The 16,108-nt window shown below is 66.0% G+C and carries 12 protein-coding genes; 11 read left to right on the forward strand and 1 reads right to left on the reverse strand.

Annotated features, from left to right (window positions below; all coding sequences use genetic code 11):
* Window positions 1-45 precede the first annotated feature (45 nt).
* The 9 genes from GW587_RS23305 to GW587_RS23340 all read left to right on the forward strand — a co-directional run bounded on the left by GW587_RS23305 (window position 46) and on the right by GW587_RS23340 (window position 9,151).
* Window positions 46-1,716 carry a cbb3-type cytochrome c oxidase subunit I gene (locus tag GW587_RS23305; RefSeq protein ID WP_166107097.1) on the forward strand — a complete coding sequence of 557 codons (1,671 nt, stop codon included), beginning with the start codon at window positions 46-48 and terminating at the stop codon, window positions 1,714-1,716.
* A 2-nt stretch (window positions 1,717-1,718) separates the two neighbouring features.
* Window positions 1,719-2,315, forward strand: a complete 597-nt coding sequence (locus GW587_RS23310) for a cbb3-type cytochrome c oxidase subunit II (RefSeq protein WP_166107099.1) — start codon at window positions 1,719-1,721, stop codon at window positions 2,313-2,315.
* 12 nt (window positions 2,316-2,327) lie between these two features.
* Window positions 2,328-2,930: a c-type cytochrome gene (locus GW587_RS23315; RefSeq protein WP_166107101.1), complete on the forward strand. Its 603-nt coding sequence runs from the start codon at window positions 2,328-2,330 to the stop codon at window positions 2,928-2,930.
* Window positions 2,902-3,615 carry an SCO family protein gene (locus GW587_RS23320; RefSeq protein ID WP_229259607.1) on the forward strand — a complete coding sequence of 238 codons (714 nt, stop codon included), beginning with the start codon at window positions 2,902-2,904 and terminating at the stop codon, window positions 3,613-3,615. Before GW587_RS23315 ends, GW587_RS23320 begins: the two co-directional genes overlap by 29 nt.
* A complete protein-coding gene (locus tag GW587_RS31485) occupies window positions 3,612-4,361 on the forward strand; it encodes a hypothetical protein (RefSeq protein WP_229259608.1) in 750 nt (249 codons plus the stop codon). Before GW587_RS23320 ends, GW587_RS31485 begins: the two co-directional genes overlap by 4 nt.
* On the forward strand, window positions 4,327-4,566 hold the full coding sequence (locus tag GW587_RS31490; RefSeq protein ID WP_229259609.1) for a group III truncated hemoglobin: 240 nt from the start codon (window positions 4,327-4,329) through the stop codon (window positions 4,564-4,566). The genes GW587_RS31485 and GW587_RS31490 overlap by 35 nt, the downstream gene beginning before the upstream one ends.
* A gap of 17 nt (window positions 4,567-4,583) precedes the next feature.
* On the forward strand, window positions 4,584-4,865 hold the full coding sequence (locus tag GW587_RS23330; RefSeq protein ID WP_166107105.1) for a TehB family protein: 282 nt from the start codon (window positions 4,584-4,586) through the stop codon (window positions 4,863-4,865).
* A gap of 141 nt (window positions 4,866-5,006) precedes the next feature.
* The gene (locus GW587_RS23335) at window positions 5,007-8,072 is read left to right on the forward strand and encodes a diguanylate cyclase domain-containing protein (protein ID WP_166107114.1); all 3,066 of its coding nucleotides are present in this window, start codon (window positions 5,007-5,009) and stop codon (window positions 8,070-8,072) included.
* 395 nt (window positions 8,073-8,467) lie between these two features.
* Window positions 8,468-9,151, forward strand: a complete 684-nt coding sequence (locus GW587_RS23340; RefSeq protein ID WP_166107116.1) for an FxDxF family PEP-CTERM protein — start codon at window positions 8,468-8,470, stop codon at window positions 9,149-9,151.
* Window positions 9,152-9,274: 123 nt separating this feature from the next.
* Here the strand turns inward: GW587_RS23340 and GW587_RS23345 are convergent, their stop codons facing one another.
* Window positions 9,275-10,657: an MATE family efflux transporter gene (locus GW587_RS23345; RefSeq protein ID WP_166107118.1), complete on the reverse strand. Its 1,383-nt coding sequence runs from the start codon at window positions 10,655-10,657 to the stop codon at window positions 9,275-9,277.
* Between the two features lie 188 nt (window positions 10,658-10,845).
* Here GW587_RS23345 and GW587_RS23350 point away from each other — a divergent pair, with 188 nt between their 5' ends.
* Together GW587_RS23350 and GW587_RS23355 are read left to right on the forward strand one after the other, a co-directional pair.
* On the forward strand, window positions 10,846-11,943 hold the full coding sequence (locus GW587_RS23350; protein ID WP_166107120.1) for an ABC transporter substrate-binding protein: 1,098 nt from the start codon (window positions 10,846-10,848) through the stop codon (window positions 11,941-11,943).
* Window positions 11,944-11,949: 6 nt separating this feature from the next.
* Window positions 11,950-16,074 carry an EAL domain-containing protein gene (locus GW587_RS23355; protein ID WP_166107122.1) on the forward strand — a complete coding sequence of 1,375 codons (4,125 nt, stop codon included), beginning with the start codon at window positions 11,950-11,952 and terminating at the stop codon, window positions 16,072-16,074.
* Window positions 16,075-16,108 lie beyond the last annotated feature (34 nt).

Consider the following 16,108-nt stretch of genomic DNA (forward strand, 5'->3'; position numbering starts at 1 on the left):
TTTAATGTACCATTTAAAATACATCTTTAAATAAAAAGCCAAATCATGGATACAGTCACCATACTTCTGTCTTCCTTCGTGCTGTCGATAACAGGCCTGTTCATCTTCATCTGGTCCTTGCGCAAGCGACTGTTCGACACCTCCTCGGCCGCCGCGACGCTGATCTTTTCGCCGGGCGAAATCGGACGCGGCGAAGAGCCGTCCGCCACCCCGGCGCAACTGGCCGGCCTGGCCAAGCGGGTTCCCAGCGACACCCACGCCACGCTGACCGCCGAACAGGAAGCTGAACTGGCCCGCGAGCTGGCCTTGCGCACCGACGCCGACAAGTCGACCGCCTTCGTCTCCTTCGTCTTCCTGTCATGCGCGGTGGTGTGGCTGATCGTCGGTTCGCTGGCCGGGCTGACCAGCTCCATCAAGCTGCACGAGCCGGACTGGCTGGTGAGCCAGGCCTGGCTGACCTTCGGCCGCCTGCGCACCATCCACCTCAACATCGTCGCCTATGGCTGGGCGCCGATGTCGGCCTTTGGTATCGCCATGTGGATGCTGCCGCGCCTGTTGAAAACGCCGCTGATCGGCGCCCGCTTCGCGGTGCTCGGCTGCATGCTGTGGAACGCCGGCCTGATCGCCGGCGTCGGCTGCATCGCCGCCGGCATCAACGACGGCATGGAGTGGCTGGAGATCCCTTGGCAGGTCGATATCCTGCTGATCGTCGGCGGTTCGATGATCGGTCTGCCGCTGGTGTACACGCTGCAGGCGCGCAAGGTCGACCACCTGTACGTCTCTGTATGGTATATGGGCGCGGCGCTGTTCTGGTTCCCCATACTGTTCCTGATCGCAAACCTGCCGGCGGTGCACTTCGGCGTCGAGCAGGCCACGATGAACTGGTGGTTCGGCCACAACGTGCTTGGCCTGTTCTACACGCCGATGGCGCTGGCGTCGGTCTACTACTTCCTGCCGAAGATCATCGGCCGACCGGTACAGTCGTACAACCTGTCGCTGCTGGGCTTCTGGACGCTGGCCTTCTTCTACGGCCAGGTCGGCGGCCACCACCTGGTCGGCGGTCCGGTGCCGGCCTGGCTGATCACGCTGTCGATCGTGCAGAGCGTGATGATGGTGGTGCCGGTGCTGTCGTTCTCGGTGAACCAGCACCTGACCATGCGCGGCTACTTCTCCAAGCTGCTGTATTCGCCGACGCTGCGTTTCATCGTGCTGGGCGGGATGATGTACACCGCCAGCTCGCTGCAAGGTTCGATCGAGGCGCTGCGCAGCGTCAGCACGGTGGCGCACTTTACTCACTTCACGGTGGCGCACGCGCACCTCGGCCTGTACGGCTTCTTCACCATGGTGATGTTCGGCGCCATCTACTTCGTGATGCCGCGCGTGATGGCGTGGGAATGGCCCTACCCCAGCCTGATCGCCGCGCACTTCTGGCTGGTGGTGCTGGGCTTCTCGATCTACTTCATCGGGCTGTCCATCGGCGGCTGGCTGCAAGGCCTGCTGATGCTCGATGCGACCAAGCCGTTCATGGAATCGGTCAAGGTGACGATGCCGTATCTGCAAAGCCGTTCGGTCGGCGGCGCCATCATGACGCTGGGCCATCTGGTGTTCGCCGGCCACTTCGCCGCCATGGTGCTGCGCCACGGTCCGTTGCGCACCGGCGCGGCGCTGCTGCATACACCCGCCGCCAGTCCACTGACCAAACTCGCAGGAACCTGATCATGCATGACGAACTTAAACTGCTCAGCGGCGCCATGGTGACCCTGGCGCTGGCCACCGCCGGCCTGGTGGTGCTGCCCTTCATACAACTGAAGGCGGTGCCGCCGCCGCCCGGGCTCAAAGCCTACACTTCGGCGCAGTTGCGCGGGCGCGAGGTCTACATCAAAAACGGCTGCATCTACTGTCACTCGCAGCAGCCGCGCGACAAGGCGCAGGCGCCGGACGACACGCGCGGCTGGGGCCGCGCCTCGGTGGCGGCCGACTACTTCTACGACAAGCCGCATTTGCTGGGCACCATGCGCACCGGACCGGACCTGTTCAACATCGGCGCGCGCCAGCCCAGCGCGGATTGGCACCTTGGGCACTTGTACCAGCCGCGCGCCTATACACCCGGTTCGATCATGCCGTCGTATCCGTATCTGTTCGAGGCCAAGGAGAAAGCCGATCCGGGCGACCGGGTGGTGACGCTTCCGCCGGGCTTCAAGCCGGTCGGGAAAATCGTCGTCGCGACCCAGGAGGTGCTGGACCTGGTCACCTACCTGCAAGGGCTGGACCATACCTATCCGGTACTGGAAGCGGTAGAGCCCAAGAAGAAATAAGAGAGAACCGGCATGAACGACGAATTCAAGAACGACGCGCAGGTGCGCGAAAATCCCGACCCGACCGAGAAGAACCGCCCGGTGCCGAAAAGTGTACTGGCCGTCGTCGCATTGATGGTCGCCTGGGGCGTGGCCTACATCCTGACCACTCAGCGCAACGACGCGCCTGAGCTGGGCGACAACCGCACGCTCTCGACGCTGGAAGGCAAGCCGGCCGGCGCCGGCGCGGGTGGCGCCGCCGACGGCGCGCAGGTGTATGCGGCAAATTGCGTGGCCTGCCACCAGGCTACGGGCGCGGGACTGCCTGGCGTGTTCCCGCCGCTGGCCGGCGCCGAATGGGCACTGGCCGAGGCCAAGCTGCCGGTCAATATCGTACTGCACGGAATCACCGGCAAGCTCACCGTCAAGGAGGTCGCTTATAGCGGCCAGATGCCGGCGTTTAAGGATAAACTGAACGACGACGAGATCGCGGCGGTGCTGAGCTACGTGCGCAGCAGCTTCGGCAACGGCGCCGGCAAGATCGCCGCCGACATCGTCAAGGCGGAACGTGAAGCGGGCAAGGATCGCAAGGATCCCTGGAACGGTGATGAAGACCTCAGCAAATTCAAGCAGTAGCACGCCGGCGCAGAGGTCGACGCCCTCGTTGACGCCTTCGTTGACGCCCTCGTTGGCGCCAACACTGGCGGCGCTAGCCATGGTCTGCGCCGCCGGCATCGCGGCGCTGTATCAGGGCACGATGGGCTTCGAGCTGGTGTCGACCGAGGATGGGCGCCGGCTCGCCATCAGCCGCCAGCCGATGGAGCTGCCGGCCACCGCCATCCATCAGCCGGAACCGGGCACGCTGGCCGGCATGCTGCATGACGACGGCCGCGTCGCCATCGTCGCCTTCATCTATAGCACCTGCAACGCGGTCTGCTCGGTGCTGGGCAGCGAGTACCAGCAGATGCAGGACGAGATCCGCAAGCGCGGGCTGCAAGACCAGGTGCGCCTGATCAGCATCAGCTTCGATCCTCGCGACACCGTGCCGGTGCTGGCCGCTTATGCGCAGCGGCAGCACGCCGATCCGGCATTGTGGCGCATGGTCGGTGTCGACCGCGCCGATGAACGCAAGGCACTGCTGGACGCCTTCGGCATCGTCGTGCTACCGGCGCCGATGGGCGAATTCCAGCACAACGCCGCCTTCCACCTGATCGACCGCCAGGGGCGCCTGGCGCGCATCGACGATTTCGACAATCCAGCGCAGGCGCTGGAGCACGCTGTCGCCATGGCGCACGAGCCGGCGTCCGGAGAGCGGCTATGAGTCCGCGCCGCGCCGCCTTCGCCGCCGCCGGCCTGCCCTGCCTGCTGCTGGCGGCGCTGCCGCGCCACTGGCTGGAGGCATCGATGCTGCGCCACATGCTGCTGCAACTGCCGCTGCTGGTGGCCGCCGGCTGGCTGCTGGCCGGCCGCAACCAGCGGCTGCAAAGCATCGCCGCCATGATCGACCAGCACGGCGTCACCGGCCTGACCGCGCTGCTGTTTGTCAGCGCTTATTGGATGATCCCGCGCGCGCTGGAACTGAGCATCAACTCGCCGATGCTGGAAGCGGCGAAATTCGCCTCGCTGCTGCTGCTCGGCGCCCTGATACCCGGCTCGCTGAAGCGCGCCAACTGGATCGTCCATCTGTTTTTCCTCGGGAATTTCAGCTGGATGATGGCCATCGCCGGCATCCAGTACCAGAACATGCCGCAACAACTCTGCAACGCCTACCTGCTGGACGACCAGATCAACACCGGCATCGCGCTGGTCATCACCTCGATCGCGATCGCCGTCGTCTGGTGTTGGCGCCTGGCCCCCCTCATCAACGCCGTCAACCTACTTCAGAACAACCACCATGTCCCATCTACCACTGAACCCGACGTCGATCGCCACGCTGGTCCACGAATTCTATGTCGACATCCGCAAGGATGCCGAACTATCCCCGGTCTTCAACGCCGCCATCGGCGACAACTGGACGCCGCACCTGGACCGCATGGTCGATTTCTGGTCGACCGTGATGCTGGGTAGCCGCAGCTTCCAGGGCAACGTCTTCGGCAAGCACATGCTGCTGAACGGCATCCAGCCCGCACACTTCGTGCGCTGGCTTCAGCTGTTCGAAGCCACCACGGTACGCCTGTTCGCGCCGGCCGACGCCGCCGAATTCCAGATCGTCGCCCGCCGCATCGGCGCCAGTCTGCAATACGGCTTTTTCGGCGAAGTCAAGGTCGCATAACGTCAAGGAGCTTCATCATGAAAACCATTCCCGATACAGTCGCACACTACAAGAGCACACCTGTCTTCACCGAAGAAAGTGTACCGGCCGCGCTCCAGCGCAGCCACACCACCGCCGCCGGAGTATGGGCCCGTATCACCATTCTGGAAGGCAGCCTGCTGTACCGCATCACCGACGCCTCGCAGGCAACGGAAGAAGTGCTGTTGACGCCCGAACTGCCCGGCGTGGTCGAGCCAAGGATCGAGCATGAAGTCAATGTGGTCGGACCGGTACGCTTCCAGGTCGATTTCCACCGTTGAACAACTGTGCAGGCTAGCCACAGCGCACGCGAATTTTATTGACGCCCGGTAACGAAACGCCCATATTCATGGAGAGCGGAACTATCACCAAATCTCTCAAAAATGATGCGACTGCGGGAGTTCATACTTAGCGTTTCCCTGTTGGTCAGCCTGCTCGCTCCATGCCGGGCGGCGGACCCCGCCCGGCTGCCGCTGACATTCGAATCGATCGAATCGCTGGGTTCCGACAGTCAATCCATCCTTTCGCTGCTGCAGGACCGGCAAGGCTACCTCTGGGTCGGCACCATCGAGGGCGGTCTGTTTCGTTTCGATGGCCGGCGCGCGGTCCGCTATCTTAACGATCCCGCCAATCCCGCCTCGCTGCCGGCCGGCCGCATCGCCACGATGCACGCCGACGCGCAGGGACGTATCTGGATCGGCACCGACGACGGCCTGGCGCGCTACGAACCGGCCAGCAACAGCTTCATCCGCTTCCGTCCCGATTCGACACAACGCAACGCCCGCATCGTCCGCCGCATCATCGGCGACGGCGCGCATGGCCTGTGGCTCGGCACCTGGGGCGGGCTGCAACACTTCGACATCGCCAGCGGCCAGTTCCTGATGTACCAGGCCGACCCGGCGCGCGCCGACGCCCTTCCCTACAACGACGTCAACGCGGTCGCGCTGGACGCCGCCGGCGGCCTGTGGGCTTCGACCTGGCCCGGCGGCGTCAGCTACCTTGCACCGGGCGCGCGCGGCTTCGTCAACTATCGGCTGGACAGCGCGGCGCAGCCCGATCCTAAACTGAACGACGTCCGCGCGATGCATTATGACGCCACCGGCCGGTTCTGGCTGGGCACCGACGCCGGCGTGGTGGTATGGCAAAGCGGTACGCCGTGGTCGGAGCGGCGCCGCCTGCCCGGCATCAAGGGCCGCGTCAACGGCATCGACGACGACCGCGAAGGCAATGTCTGGATCAGCACCCGCACCGAGGGCTTGCTGCGCTGGTCTTCCGACCTGCGGCAGATGCAGGCTTATAACCATCGCGCCGAGGATTCCCACAGCCTGCCGAGCAACGCCATCAACACCACCATGGCGGACCGCCACGGCACGCTATGGGTTGGCTCGTTCACCAACGGCGTCTCGCGCGCCAACCTGGGCAACTACGGGCTGGAACGCATCATCCCGCGTGACATCGCACCGGACAGTTTCCCGTCCAGTAATTTCGTGCGCAGCCTGGCGGCGGCGCCGGACGGCCAGGTATGGCTGGGCGTGGACGACGGCCTGGTGCTGTTCGATCCCAACGCCAAGCGCATCGTGCAACGCTACGCCGCTGACGCCAACCGGCCCGGCACCTTGAACCACAATTCGGTCTACAGCCTGTACCAGCAAGCGGGCGGACCGCTGTGGGTCGGCACCTCCAAGGGCCTGAACCGCTTGGACCATCCCGGCGGTCCGTTCGCCTCGGTGCGCTTCGCTACGCCGGCCGACAACTTCGTCAACACCATCGCGCCGGGACGCGGCAGCGTGCTGTGGCTGGGCACCGGCGCCAGCTTGATGCGCTACGACCCGGCCAGCGGCGGCGTGCGGCGCTACGTGCACGACCAGGACGATCCGGCCAGCCGCTCCGTCAGCGAAGCCAGCGCGGTGCTGGAGGACGCGCAGGGACGGGTCTGGGTCGGCGATTTTTTTCGCGGCGCGGGACTCGACATGATGCAGGGCGACGACGGCCGCTTCCAGCACTTCCGCCACGATCCGGCCGCGCCGCGCAGCATCAGCAGCGACAAGATCACCTGCATCTACGAAGACCTGTACGGCACCATCTGGATCGGCACCGCGCGCGGCTTGAACCGCATGACGCCGGGGCGCGACGGCCTGCCCGGCTTTCACCGCTACACCGCGCCAGGCGATCCGGGCGACATCCTGATTGAATCGATCGAGAGCGACCAGGCGGGCTTCCTGTGGATCAGCACCGTGCGCGGCTTGTCGCGGCTGGACCCGAGCAGCGGCAAGTTCACCCACTATTCCGCCGACGACGGCCTGACCGACGGCCTGTATCAAAGTTCTTCGGCGCGCGCCAGCGACGGCAAGCTGTATTTCGGCGGCACCACCGGCATTACCGCCGTCTATCCCGAGTTGCCGCTGCGCGCGCCGACCGCGCCGCAGGCGGCCATCAGCGACATCCGCATCTACGACAAATCGCTCAGTCTGGGCCGGCGGCCGGAAGGCGTGCTGCTGGACGGCGCGGTGACGGCCCCGCGCGCGCTGACGATCCCGTGGAACGCCGCCGTGCTGACGCTGGAATTCGCCGCGCTGCATTACGCCGCGCCCAAGCGCAACACCTACGCCTACATGCTGGAAGGCTTCGACAACGACTGGATGCAGGCCGACGCCAGCCAGCCCCTGGCGACCTACACCAACCTATACCCCGGCAACTACCGCTTCCGTCTGCGCGCCACCAGCAACAAGGGCTTGAGCAGCGAGGAGCTGGTGTTGCCGATCATCGTTACGCCGCCGTTCTGGCAAACGTGGTGGTTCCGTACCGGCACAGTGCTGCTGGTGATGCTGATGGTGGTGACGGCGTACCGCTTGCGCGTACGGGCGCTGACGCTGCGCGCGCGCCGGCTGGAGGCGCTGGTGGCGCTTCGCACCCAGGAGCTACAGGAATCGAACAGCAAACTGACCGCGCTATCGGCCACCGACGCCCTGACCGGCCTGGCCAACCGCCGCAGGTTCGACGAAACGCTGGCGCGCGAATGGGCGCGGGCGCAGCGTTCGGGCGAGCCGCTGGCGTTGGCGATGATCGACGTCGACAGCTTCAAGCTATACAACGACAAATACGGCCACCAGGCGGGCGACGCCTGCCTGCGCGAAGTGGCGCGGGTGATCCAGGCGGCGGTGCACCGCGCCACCGATCTGGCGGCACGCTACGGCGGCGAGGAGTTCGCCTTCATCGCGCCGATCAACAGCAGCGCCCAAGCGGCGCACATGGCGGAAACGATCCGCGCCGATTTACAGACGCTGGCGCTGCCGCATGAACTGTCGGCGGCCGGCTGCGTCACCGTCAGCATCGGCGTCGCCTCGATGACGCCGACCGAGCGCCAAAGCGCCGAACTGCTGGTGCGCGCCGCCGACCAGGCCCTGTACAGCGCCAAGGAACAAGGCCGCAACCGCGTGATGCAAGCCAAGCAAGCCCCCCCGCAGCGCACCGAAGACATCACCGCATAACGCTGTAACAATTGGGCCAGCCAAGGATCGCCACCAGGACAAGCGTCGGAAAGCTGTTCTTGCACCGCTTCGACACGCTAACCAAGACCTCGATCCCCGGTCCCGGCGACGGCACTACCGACACTATATATCCGATAGGCGTGAGCGCCGACGGCAAGGGGCTATATCTTTATCTTGCGGATCCAGAAGATGTTGGCCGTCCAGTTTCCGAGCGAGTTAGTACGGGTGCTTCAGGGTGATCTTCCGCGGCTGTGCATTATCATGCTGTCGAGCTGTAAGACGGCCCTGCCCCCGCATCAAGCCGTGTTGTTTTTATTTACAACATGGAAATTTAAGTGTCATTATGGAAATTACACTGATATAATTGACACCATTCGAACGCTGAGGGAGTTGACATGAAAAAATATGCACGCATGATCGTGGCATCCGCCGCCTTGCTGGCCGCCACCGCCGCACAAGCCGCCACCGTATATGACGCCACCGCCGATTTCCAGACCGTCAGCAATCCAGGCACGGTATGGAGCTACGGCTACTCCGCCGGAACCGGCTACAGCTTCACCGCGTTCGATGCGGCATCCACGCTGGCGAACACCAACGGCTGGAGCGCCTCCAACTACAACACCCTCGGCACGCCGGGCGCCTGGATCAACACCAGCAACAGCTCGCTGTACGGCGCGGCCCCAGGCCAACTGTCGCTGCACGCCGGTCCGGTCGCCAACGGCGACTCGGCCATCCTGCGCTTCACCGCTGTGCAAAGCGGCGACTACAGCGTGGTCGGCCAGTTCTTCGCAGGCGACTACCGCGCCCAAAGCGGTTCCGTGATCCTGAACGGCCAGACCGCCAACCCGCTGGCCTACTTCGCCGACACCACCGACTCGTCGCTGTTCTCGCTCTCGTCCGTGCACCTGAACGCCGGCCAGACGCTGGACTTCGTGGTCGGCAACAACGGCAACTTCTACAACGGCACCACCCCGCTGACGGTGACGGTCACCGCCGTGCCTGAGCCGGAAACCTACGCGATGCTGCTGGCAGGCTTATGCTTGGTCGGTGCGATCGCACGCCGCAAACGCGCCGCCTGATTTTCAGCGTCGTCATTCAAAACGGCATGCGGCCTCGCGGCGCATGCCGTTTTTTCGTTTACGCCGGCAACCGTGATTGCGGCAGGGCTCGTGTCCGAATGTCGGCACTGACACTGGGAGGGGTTAGCCCTCCACCACGATGACCGGGCGCAGGCGTTTGCGGGAGGCGCGGGCGTGCGGCACCCAGGCGTGGGTTTGCCAGCGGCGCCACATGATCAGGCCGCGTATCCATTCGTCGGCGGCGTAGGCGATCCAGACGCCGGGCAAGCCCCAGCCCAGCACCACGCCCAGCAGCCAGCTGCCGCCGGCCAGCACGAACAGCATCGAGAACGCGCCCGCCATCACCGGGAAACGCGCGTCGCCCGCCGCCCTCAGCGCGTTGATCACCACCAGGTTGAAGGTGCGTCCCGGCTCCAGCACCACCGTGATCCACAGCAGCGTCAGCCCCAGGTTGATGATCTCCTGGTCCTGCGTGAACCAGCCCAGCAGCCAGCGCCCCAGCAGCGCAGCGCCGGCGGCGATCAGCACGCAGACGATCAGCCCGCGTCCCAGCGCGCGCTTGACCACGCCGTGCGCCTCGCGCAGCCGCCCGGCGCCGATCAGGTAGCCGACCACGATCTCCACCGCCAGCCCGGTGGCGATACTGAACATCATCACCCCGCCCATCAGTTGCAACACATACGCCTGCGTCGCCAGCGCCTTGGCGCCGAGCTCGGCCGCCGTGGCGATGCTGACCATGAACGCCAGCCGCCACGCGATGTTCTCCGCCGCGCCGGGCAGGCCGATGTGCAGCACCGCCGCCAGTTCGCGCTTCGGCAGCCGCCACCAGTCGTCGCGCACCAGCGTGATGCCGAGATGGACCCGCCACATCAGCAGATGCAGCGCCAGGCCGATGGCGCGGCTGATGGTCAGCGCGAAGGCGTAGCCCGGCAAGCCCAGCGCCGGCAGCGGCCCCCAGCCGTGCATCAGCGGAATCGCCAGCAGCAAGTGGCTGACATGCATGATGACCAGCACCACCAGCGTGTCGCGGGTACGCAGGTGGGCGCGCATGACGCCCGCCATCGAGGCGTTCCAGGCGTCGAACAGCATCGCCGGCGCCAGCGCCATCAGGAACGGCGCGGCGAGCGGCAACACCTCGGCCGGGGCGTTGAGCAGATGCAGCAGGCCGTTGGCGCCCAGCAGTGCGATCAGGCCGGTGAACGCGCCCAGCCAGGTGCTGGCGCCGACCACGGCGCGGGCCACCTGGTTGGCGGCGTCGCGCTGGCCGCCGCCCAGATTCTGCGTCACCACCACGCTGACGCCGGCGCCGATGATGCGGAACAGGATGAACAGCGCCGCCGAGACCTGGCTGGCGATGGCGAAACCGGCGCCCGCTTCGTCCGAGATGCGCGACGCCAGCGCCGTGCCGACCACGCTGGAAGCGATCGCCAGGCCCAGTTCGACCAGCAACGGCCAGGCGAGATTGAACATGGGCGGCGTGCGGATCGGCGTTTTGGTGGCGGGCATGGAGGGAATCGCGTAGATGTTGCCAAAAGGCTAGTTTACCACCTCGTCCCGTATCTTGTCGCAAGCCAACAACGGAAGTTCACCGCGATGTTCCGGCCGCCCTAGGCAGGCGTGGCTGGCGGGCAAATTTCTTTCCGATTTGCAAAGACAACACTTATACTATGAAAGCATCTTAAGCACTCCCCCTGATGAAAAACATAACGATCACTCTTTTTGCCGCCTTGTCGCTGCTGTTCGCGTGCGCGGCGGCCCACGGCTCCGGTTACACCGTGTATTCCAGCGTCGCGCCAGACGCCACCGGGATGCTGTTTGAATCCATCGACACCGTCACCATTGCGCCGCCGCTGCGGCCGGACGTGCGTCCCGTCACCATGGCCCAGCTGGAAGACCAGCTGCGTCGGCCGGAACTTCAGGCGTCGCTCGGCAAGGGCAGCATCGCCGTGGTGTATCCGAATGTGGACGAGCCGTTCCGCTCGGCCTTCGTCGCCATGATCCACGGCATCGAGGACCGCATCAAGCTCAAGGTCCGAAGCTATCCGGTCGATCCCAGCGTCGACACCGCGGAACTGAACGCCACGCTGAAGCGCACCGGCACCAAGGTGGTGATTGCGCTGGGCCGCCAGGGCTTGAACGCGACCGCCGGCCTGGACCGCGAAATCTCGGTGCTGGCCGGCGGCGTGCTGCTGCTGTCCGAAGCCGACAACGTGATGGGCATCAGCCTGACGCCGGATCCGGCGATGCTGTTCTCGCGCCTGCGCGTGCTGCTGCCGGAGCTGCGCCGCGTGATCGTGGTCTACAATCCGCAAAAATCCGAGTGGCTGGTGAAGCTGGCGCGCGAGGCGGCCAAGGCGCAAGGCCTGGACCTGTCGGCCCATGTGGCCGGCGACCTGGCCAGCGCCGCCAAGCTGTATTCGCAGCTGATCGGCAGCGCCGACAGCCGCCACGACGCGGTCTGGCTGCCGCACGACAGCACCACCGTCGAGGAAAGCACCATCCTGCCACTGGTGTTGAAAGAATCATGGAACAGCAATGTGCCGCTCTTTTCCAGCAACGTGCTGCATGTGAAAAAAGGGGCGCTGTTCGCGATGGCGCCCGACAACGTCGAACTGGGGCGCACCCTGGCCTCGTCGGCGATGGGCGTGGTGGCGGGCGAAGTGCGGCGCCGCACGCTGGTGCCGCTGCGCGAGCTGCAGACCGCGATCAACCTGCGCACCGCCAGCCATATCGGCCTCAAACTCGGCGCGCTGCAACAGCGCAGTTTCGATTTCGTTTACCCGCAGCCCTGACGCCCGATGACCATCCTTCGCAATTTCCTCCGTCGCACCGGGTTTCAGCGCCAGCTGACCATCGGCGTCTCCGGCGCCATCATCGGACTTGCGGTGTTTTCGGCGCTGATGAATTCGTGGGAAGCCAACACCCGCATGCGCGATTACTTCCTCGGCCAGGGCCAGCGCATCGCCGACAACCTTGCGCGCCAAAGCACGCTGGCCTTGCTGTTCCACTCGGCCGAGAACGCGCGCGAAGTGGTCAATTCGACGCTCTCCTTCCCCGACGTGGCCGGCCTGCGCATCATGGACGCCAAGCGCAAGGTGCTGCTGTCGCGCGAGCAGCGCGGCGCCAGGCTGGATGACGCCCTGATCGCCCAGGCCCAGCCCACGCACGCCGGGCTGGTCGGCGAGAACGCCAACGGCTGGATCTTCGCCGCGCCGGTGTACGGCGGACAGTCGGAAGCGTCGCCGTTCGAATTGCAGGAGCACCAGCAGCAGTTGCTGGGCTATGTCTACGTGCAGGTCGCCAAGGACACCTTGAAGCAGCTGACCTGGTCGCTGTTGCTGGGCAACCTGGTGCTGACCTTGTCGTTCGCGGTGGTGCTGCTGGTGCTGGGCCGCGTGCTGACGCGGCACATGATCAATCCACTCAACGCGCTGTCGACCCTGATGCGCCGCGCCGAATCGGGCGAATCCGGCATGCGCGCCGCGCCGGCCGGGCCGCGCGACCTGATCGAAATGGCGCACGCCTTCAACCAGATGATGAACGTGCTGGAACAGCGCGAGGCGGAGCTCAAGGATTCGCGCGACGCCGCCGTCAACATGGCGCAGATGAAGGCGCAGTTCGCCGCCACCGTCAGCCACGAAGTGCGCACGCCGCTCAACGGCGTGGTCGGCATGCTGGACATGTTGAAGGAAACCCGCCTGACGCCGCGCCAGCAGGAATTCGTCGACGTGGCGTGGAACTCGTCGCGCACGCTGATCGCGCTGATCAACAACATCCTCGATTTCTCCAAGATGGAGGCCGGCAAGCTGACGCTGGAGGAGACCGAGTTCAATCTGTCGGCGCTGTTGTCCGAGGTGGTGGAGCTGGTGTCGCGGCCGGCGCAGCAGAAAGGCGTCGGCATCGGCTGGACCGTCGCGCCCCAGGTGCCGGACCGTATCGCCGGCGACGCGCTGCGCCTGCGCCAGATCCTGATCAACCTGGTCGGCAACGCGGTCAAGTTCACCGAGCGTGGCCAGGTGGCGATCCAGGTGTCCCTGGCGGACGCGCCGGACGCGCCGTTCGGCCTCGCCTTTGAAGTCAGCGACAGCGGCATCGGCATGAGCGACGAGGTGCGGCGCCATCTGTTCGAAGCCTATGCGCAGCCGGATCCGAGCACCACGCGCCGCTACGGCGGCACCGGCCTGGGTCTGGCCATCTGCAAGCAGCTGGTGGAGCTGCTGGGCGGCCGCATCGGCGTGCGCAGCGAGGCCGGCGTCGGCACCACCTTCAGCTTCTCGATCCTGTGCCGGCCGGGCCAGTCGCTGCCGGCGGCGGCGGTGTCGCATCTGGTATCGCACGCCGCGCCGCGCGCCCTGCCCGCGCGCCAGTTCCGGGTGCTGGTGGCGGAAGACAATCGCACCAACCAGATGGTCGCCGCCGGCATGCTGGCGATGAACGGCTGCATCTGCGAGTTCGCCGCCGACGGCGTGGAGGCGGTGCGGGCGGCGCAGCGCGGCCGCTTCGACCTGATCCTGATGGATTGCAGCATGCCGGAGATGGACGGCTACGAAGCCACCGCCCACATCCGCCTGGCGGAACTGGCGCTGGGCCGGCGCACGCCGCTGGTGGCGATGACCGCCAACACGCAAACCGGCGACGCCGAAAAATGCCTGGCCGCCGGCATGGACGATTACCTGGCCAAGCCGATCACGCTGGTCGAGCTGCGCCGCAAGCTGGAAAAGTGGCTGCCGCACGGCGGCCTGCCGGGCGCGCACGCCGCGGCCGACGACGACCACGGCGCCTTCCGCCACGGCGCCACGCGCGATCGCGCGGTGCGCGCGACCGGCATCGGTCCCGACCACCCGCCGCTCGACCTGGCCATCTTCGACAAACTGCGCGAAGTGCTGGGCGACGCGCTGCCGCACGCCGTCCATCCCTATCTTGAAGACACGCCGTGCTGCCTGGATGAACTGGAACAAGCCGTGCGCAGCGGCGACATGGCGACCGCGCGCAGCCGCGCCCACGCACTCAAGGGCTCCTCGGGCAACTTCGGCGCCGAAACGCTGGCGCAACTGGCCCTGCAAGCGGAGCAGTTCGCCGCCGCCAACCAGCCGGAGCGGATCGAACCCTTGCTGGCGGCATTGCACGAACAATACCGCCAGGTGGCCGCCTTCCTGCGCGCCGAGATCGACGACGCCGGCGCGCACGATGCGGACCACGGCGACGACACCCCGCAAGTACTGGTGGTCGACGACGACCGCAGCACCCGCAGCACGCTGCGCCACACATTGCAACGCGACGGCTTCCGCGTCGAAGAGGCGGCCGACGGCCAGCAAGCCTTGGCGATGCTGGCCCGCTTCCAGCCCGACGTGATCCTGATGGACGCGATGATGCCGGTGATGGATGGCTTCACCGCCTGCGCCCGCATGCAGGAACTGCCCAACGGCGGCGACATCCCGGTGCTGATGATCACCGCGCTGCAGGACAACTCTTCGGTGGAACGCGCCTTCGCCGCCGGCGCCAGCGACTACATCCCCAAGCCGATCCACTACGCCGTGCTGTCGCAGCGGGTGCGCCGCATCATCGAAGCCAACCGCGCCGAGAAACGCATCCGCCACCTGGCCTACAACGACGTGCTGACCAACCTGCCCAACCGCACGCTGTTCTTCGAACTGCTGGGCAAGAGCATCGAACAAGCGCGCCTGAGCGGCGGCGGCCAGCAAGTGGCGGTGCTGTTCATGGACCTGGACCGCTTCAAGTACGTCAACGATAACCTCGGCCACGCGGTCGGCGACCGGCTGTTGCAGGCGGTGGCGCAGCGCGTGCGCCACACCGTGCGCGCGGCCGACACCGTGGCGCGACTGGGCGGCGACGAGTTCACCGTGGTGCTGAACGAAGTGGACAGCCCGGCATCGGCGGCGACGGCCGCGCACAACATCGTGCGCATGCTGGCGGCGCCGTTCCCGATCGACGGCCACGACATCTTCGTCACCGCCAGCGTCGGCATCGCCATGTATCCGCACGACGGCGCCGACGTGGCGACGCTGGTCAAGCACGCCGACAGCGCCATGTACCGCGCCAAGCGCACCAACACCGGTTTCCAGTTCTACGAAGCGTCGATGGAGCATTCGATCTCCGAGCACGTGCGGCTGGAGAGCGATCTGCGGCGCGCCATGGAGCAGCAGCATCAGCTGGAGGTGTATTACCAGCCGCAAGCCTGCCTGGCCAGCGGCCGCATCATCGGCATGGAGGCGCTGGTGCGCTGGCGCCATCCGACCCGTGGCATGGTGGCGCCGGTGGAGTTCATCCCGCTGGCCGAGGAAACCGGCTTGATCAACCCGCTGGGCGACTGGGTGCTGCGCACCGCCTGCGCGCAGCTGCAACAGTTCATTTGCGCCGGCCTGCCGCAGATGCGGGTCGCGGTTAACCTTTCGGTGCGCCAGCTGCTGCAAAAGGACTTCGCCGCGTCGGTCGAGGCGGTGCTGGCCGACACCGGCCTGGCGCCGCATCTGCTGGAGCTGGAGATCACCGAAAGTACGCTGATGGAAAACGCGCAGGACACGCTGGCGGCGCTGCACCGCCTGCGCGGTCTCGGCGTGCGCCTGTCGATCGACGACTTCGGCACCGGCTATTCGTCGCTGTCCTACCTGAAGCGCTTCCCGGTCGACATCATCAAGATCGACCGCTCCTTCGTCAACGACGTGCCGCAGGACGCGGACGACGCCGCCATCGTCAGCGCCATCATCGCGCTGGCGCACAGCCTGCGGCTGGAAGTGGTGGCCGAGGGCGTGGAGACCGAGGCCCAGTTGCAGTTCCTGCGCGACCGCCGCTGCGACATGATGCAGGGCTATTTGCTGAGTCCAGCTGTTCCCGCCGAGCAATTCGCCGAGCTGGTCAGGCGCTCGGCGGACGCCGCTACAACAGTTCCCGCCCGGATATGCTGATTTATTAGCGGAACTTCCAAACCGCAAGCTAGAA

The organism is Duganella aceris, from assembly GCF_011090165.1.
Taxonomy (GTDB): Bacteria; Pseudomonadota; Gammaproteobacteria; order Burkholderiales; family Burkholderiaceae_D; genus Rugamonas; species Rugamonas aceris.

Coding starts and splice junctions, on each gene's coding strand:
- GW587_RS23345 (WP_166107118.1), bottom strand. CDS start 10,657: ATGCCCGCCACCAAAACGCCGATCCGCACGCCGCCCATGTTCAATCTC.
- GW587_RS23340 (WP_166107116.1), top strand. CDS start 8,468: ATGAAAAAATATGCACGCATGATCGTGGCATCCGCCGCCTTGCTGGCC.
- GW587_RS23330 (WP_166107105.1), top strand. CDS start 4,584: ATGAAAACCATTCCCGATACAGTCGCACACTACAAGAGCACACCTGTC.
- GW587_RS23315 (WP_166107101.1), top strand. CDS start 2,328: ATGAACGACGAATTCAAGAACGACGCGCAGGTGCGCGAAAATCCCGAC.
- GW587_RS31485 (WP_229259608.1), top strand. CDS start 3,612: ATGAGTCCGCGCCGCGCCGCCTTCGCCGCCGCCGGCCTGCCCTGCCTG.
- GW587_RS23305 (WP_166107097.1), top strand. CDS start 46: ATGGATACAGTCACCATACTTCTGTCTTCCTTCGTGCTGTCGATAACA.
- GW587_RS23355 (WP_166107122.1), top strand. CDS start 11,950: ATGACCATCCTTCGCAATTTCCTCCGTCGCACCGGGTTTCAGCGCCAG.
- GW587_RS23310 (WP_166107099.1), top strand. CDS start 1,719: ATGCATGACGAACTTAAACTGCTCAGCGGCGCCATGGTGACCCTGGCG.
- GW587_RS23350 (WP_166107120.1), top strand. CDS start 10,846: ATGAAAAACATAACGATCACTCTTTTTGCCGCCTTGTCGCTGCTGTTC.
- GW587_RS23320 (WP_229259607.1), top strand. CDS start 2,902: ATGAAGACCTCAGCAAATTCAAGCAGTAGCACGCCGGCGCAGAGGTCG.
- GW587_RS31490 (WP_229259609.1), top strand. CDS start 4,327: ATGGTCGATTTCTGGTCGACCGTGATGCTGGGTAGCCGCAGCTTCCAG.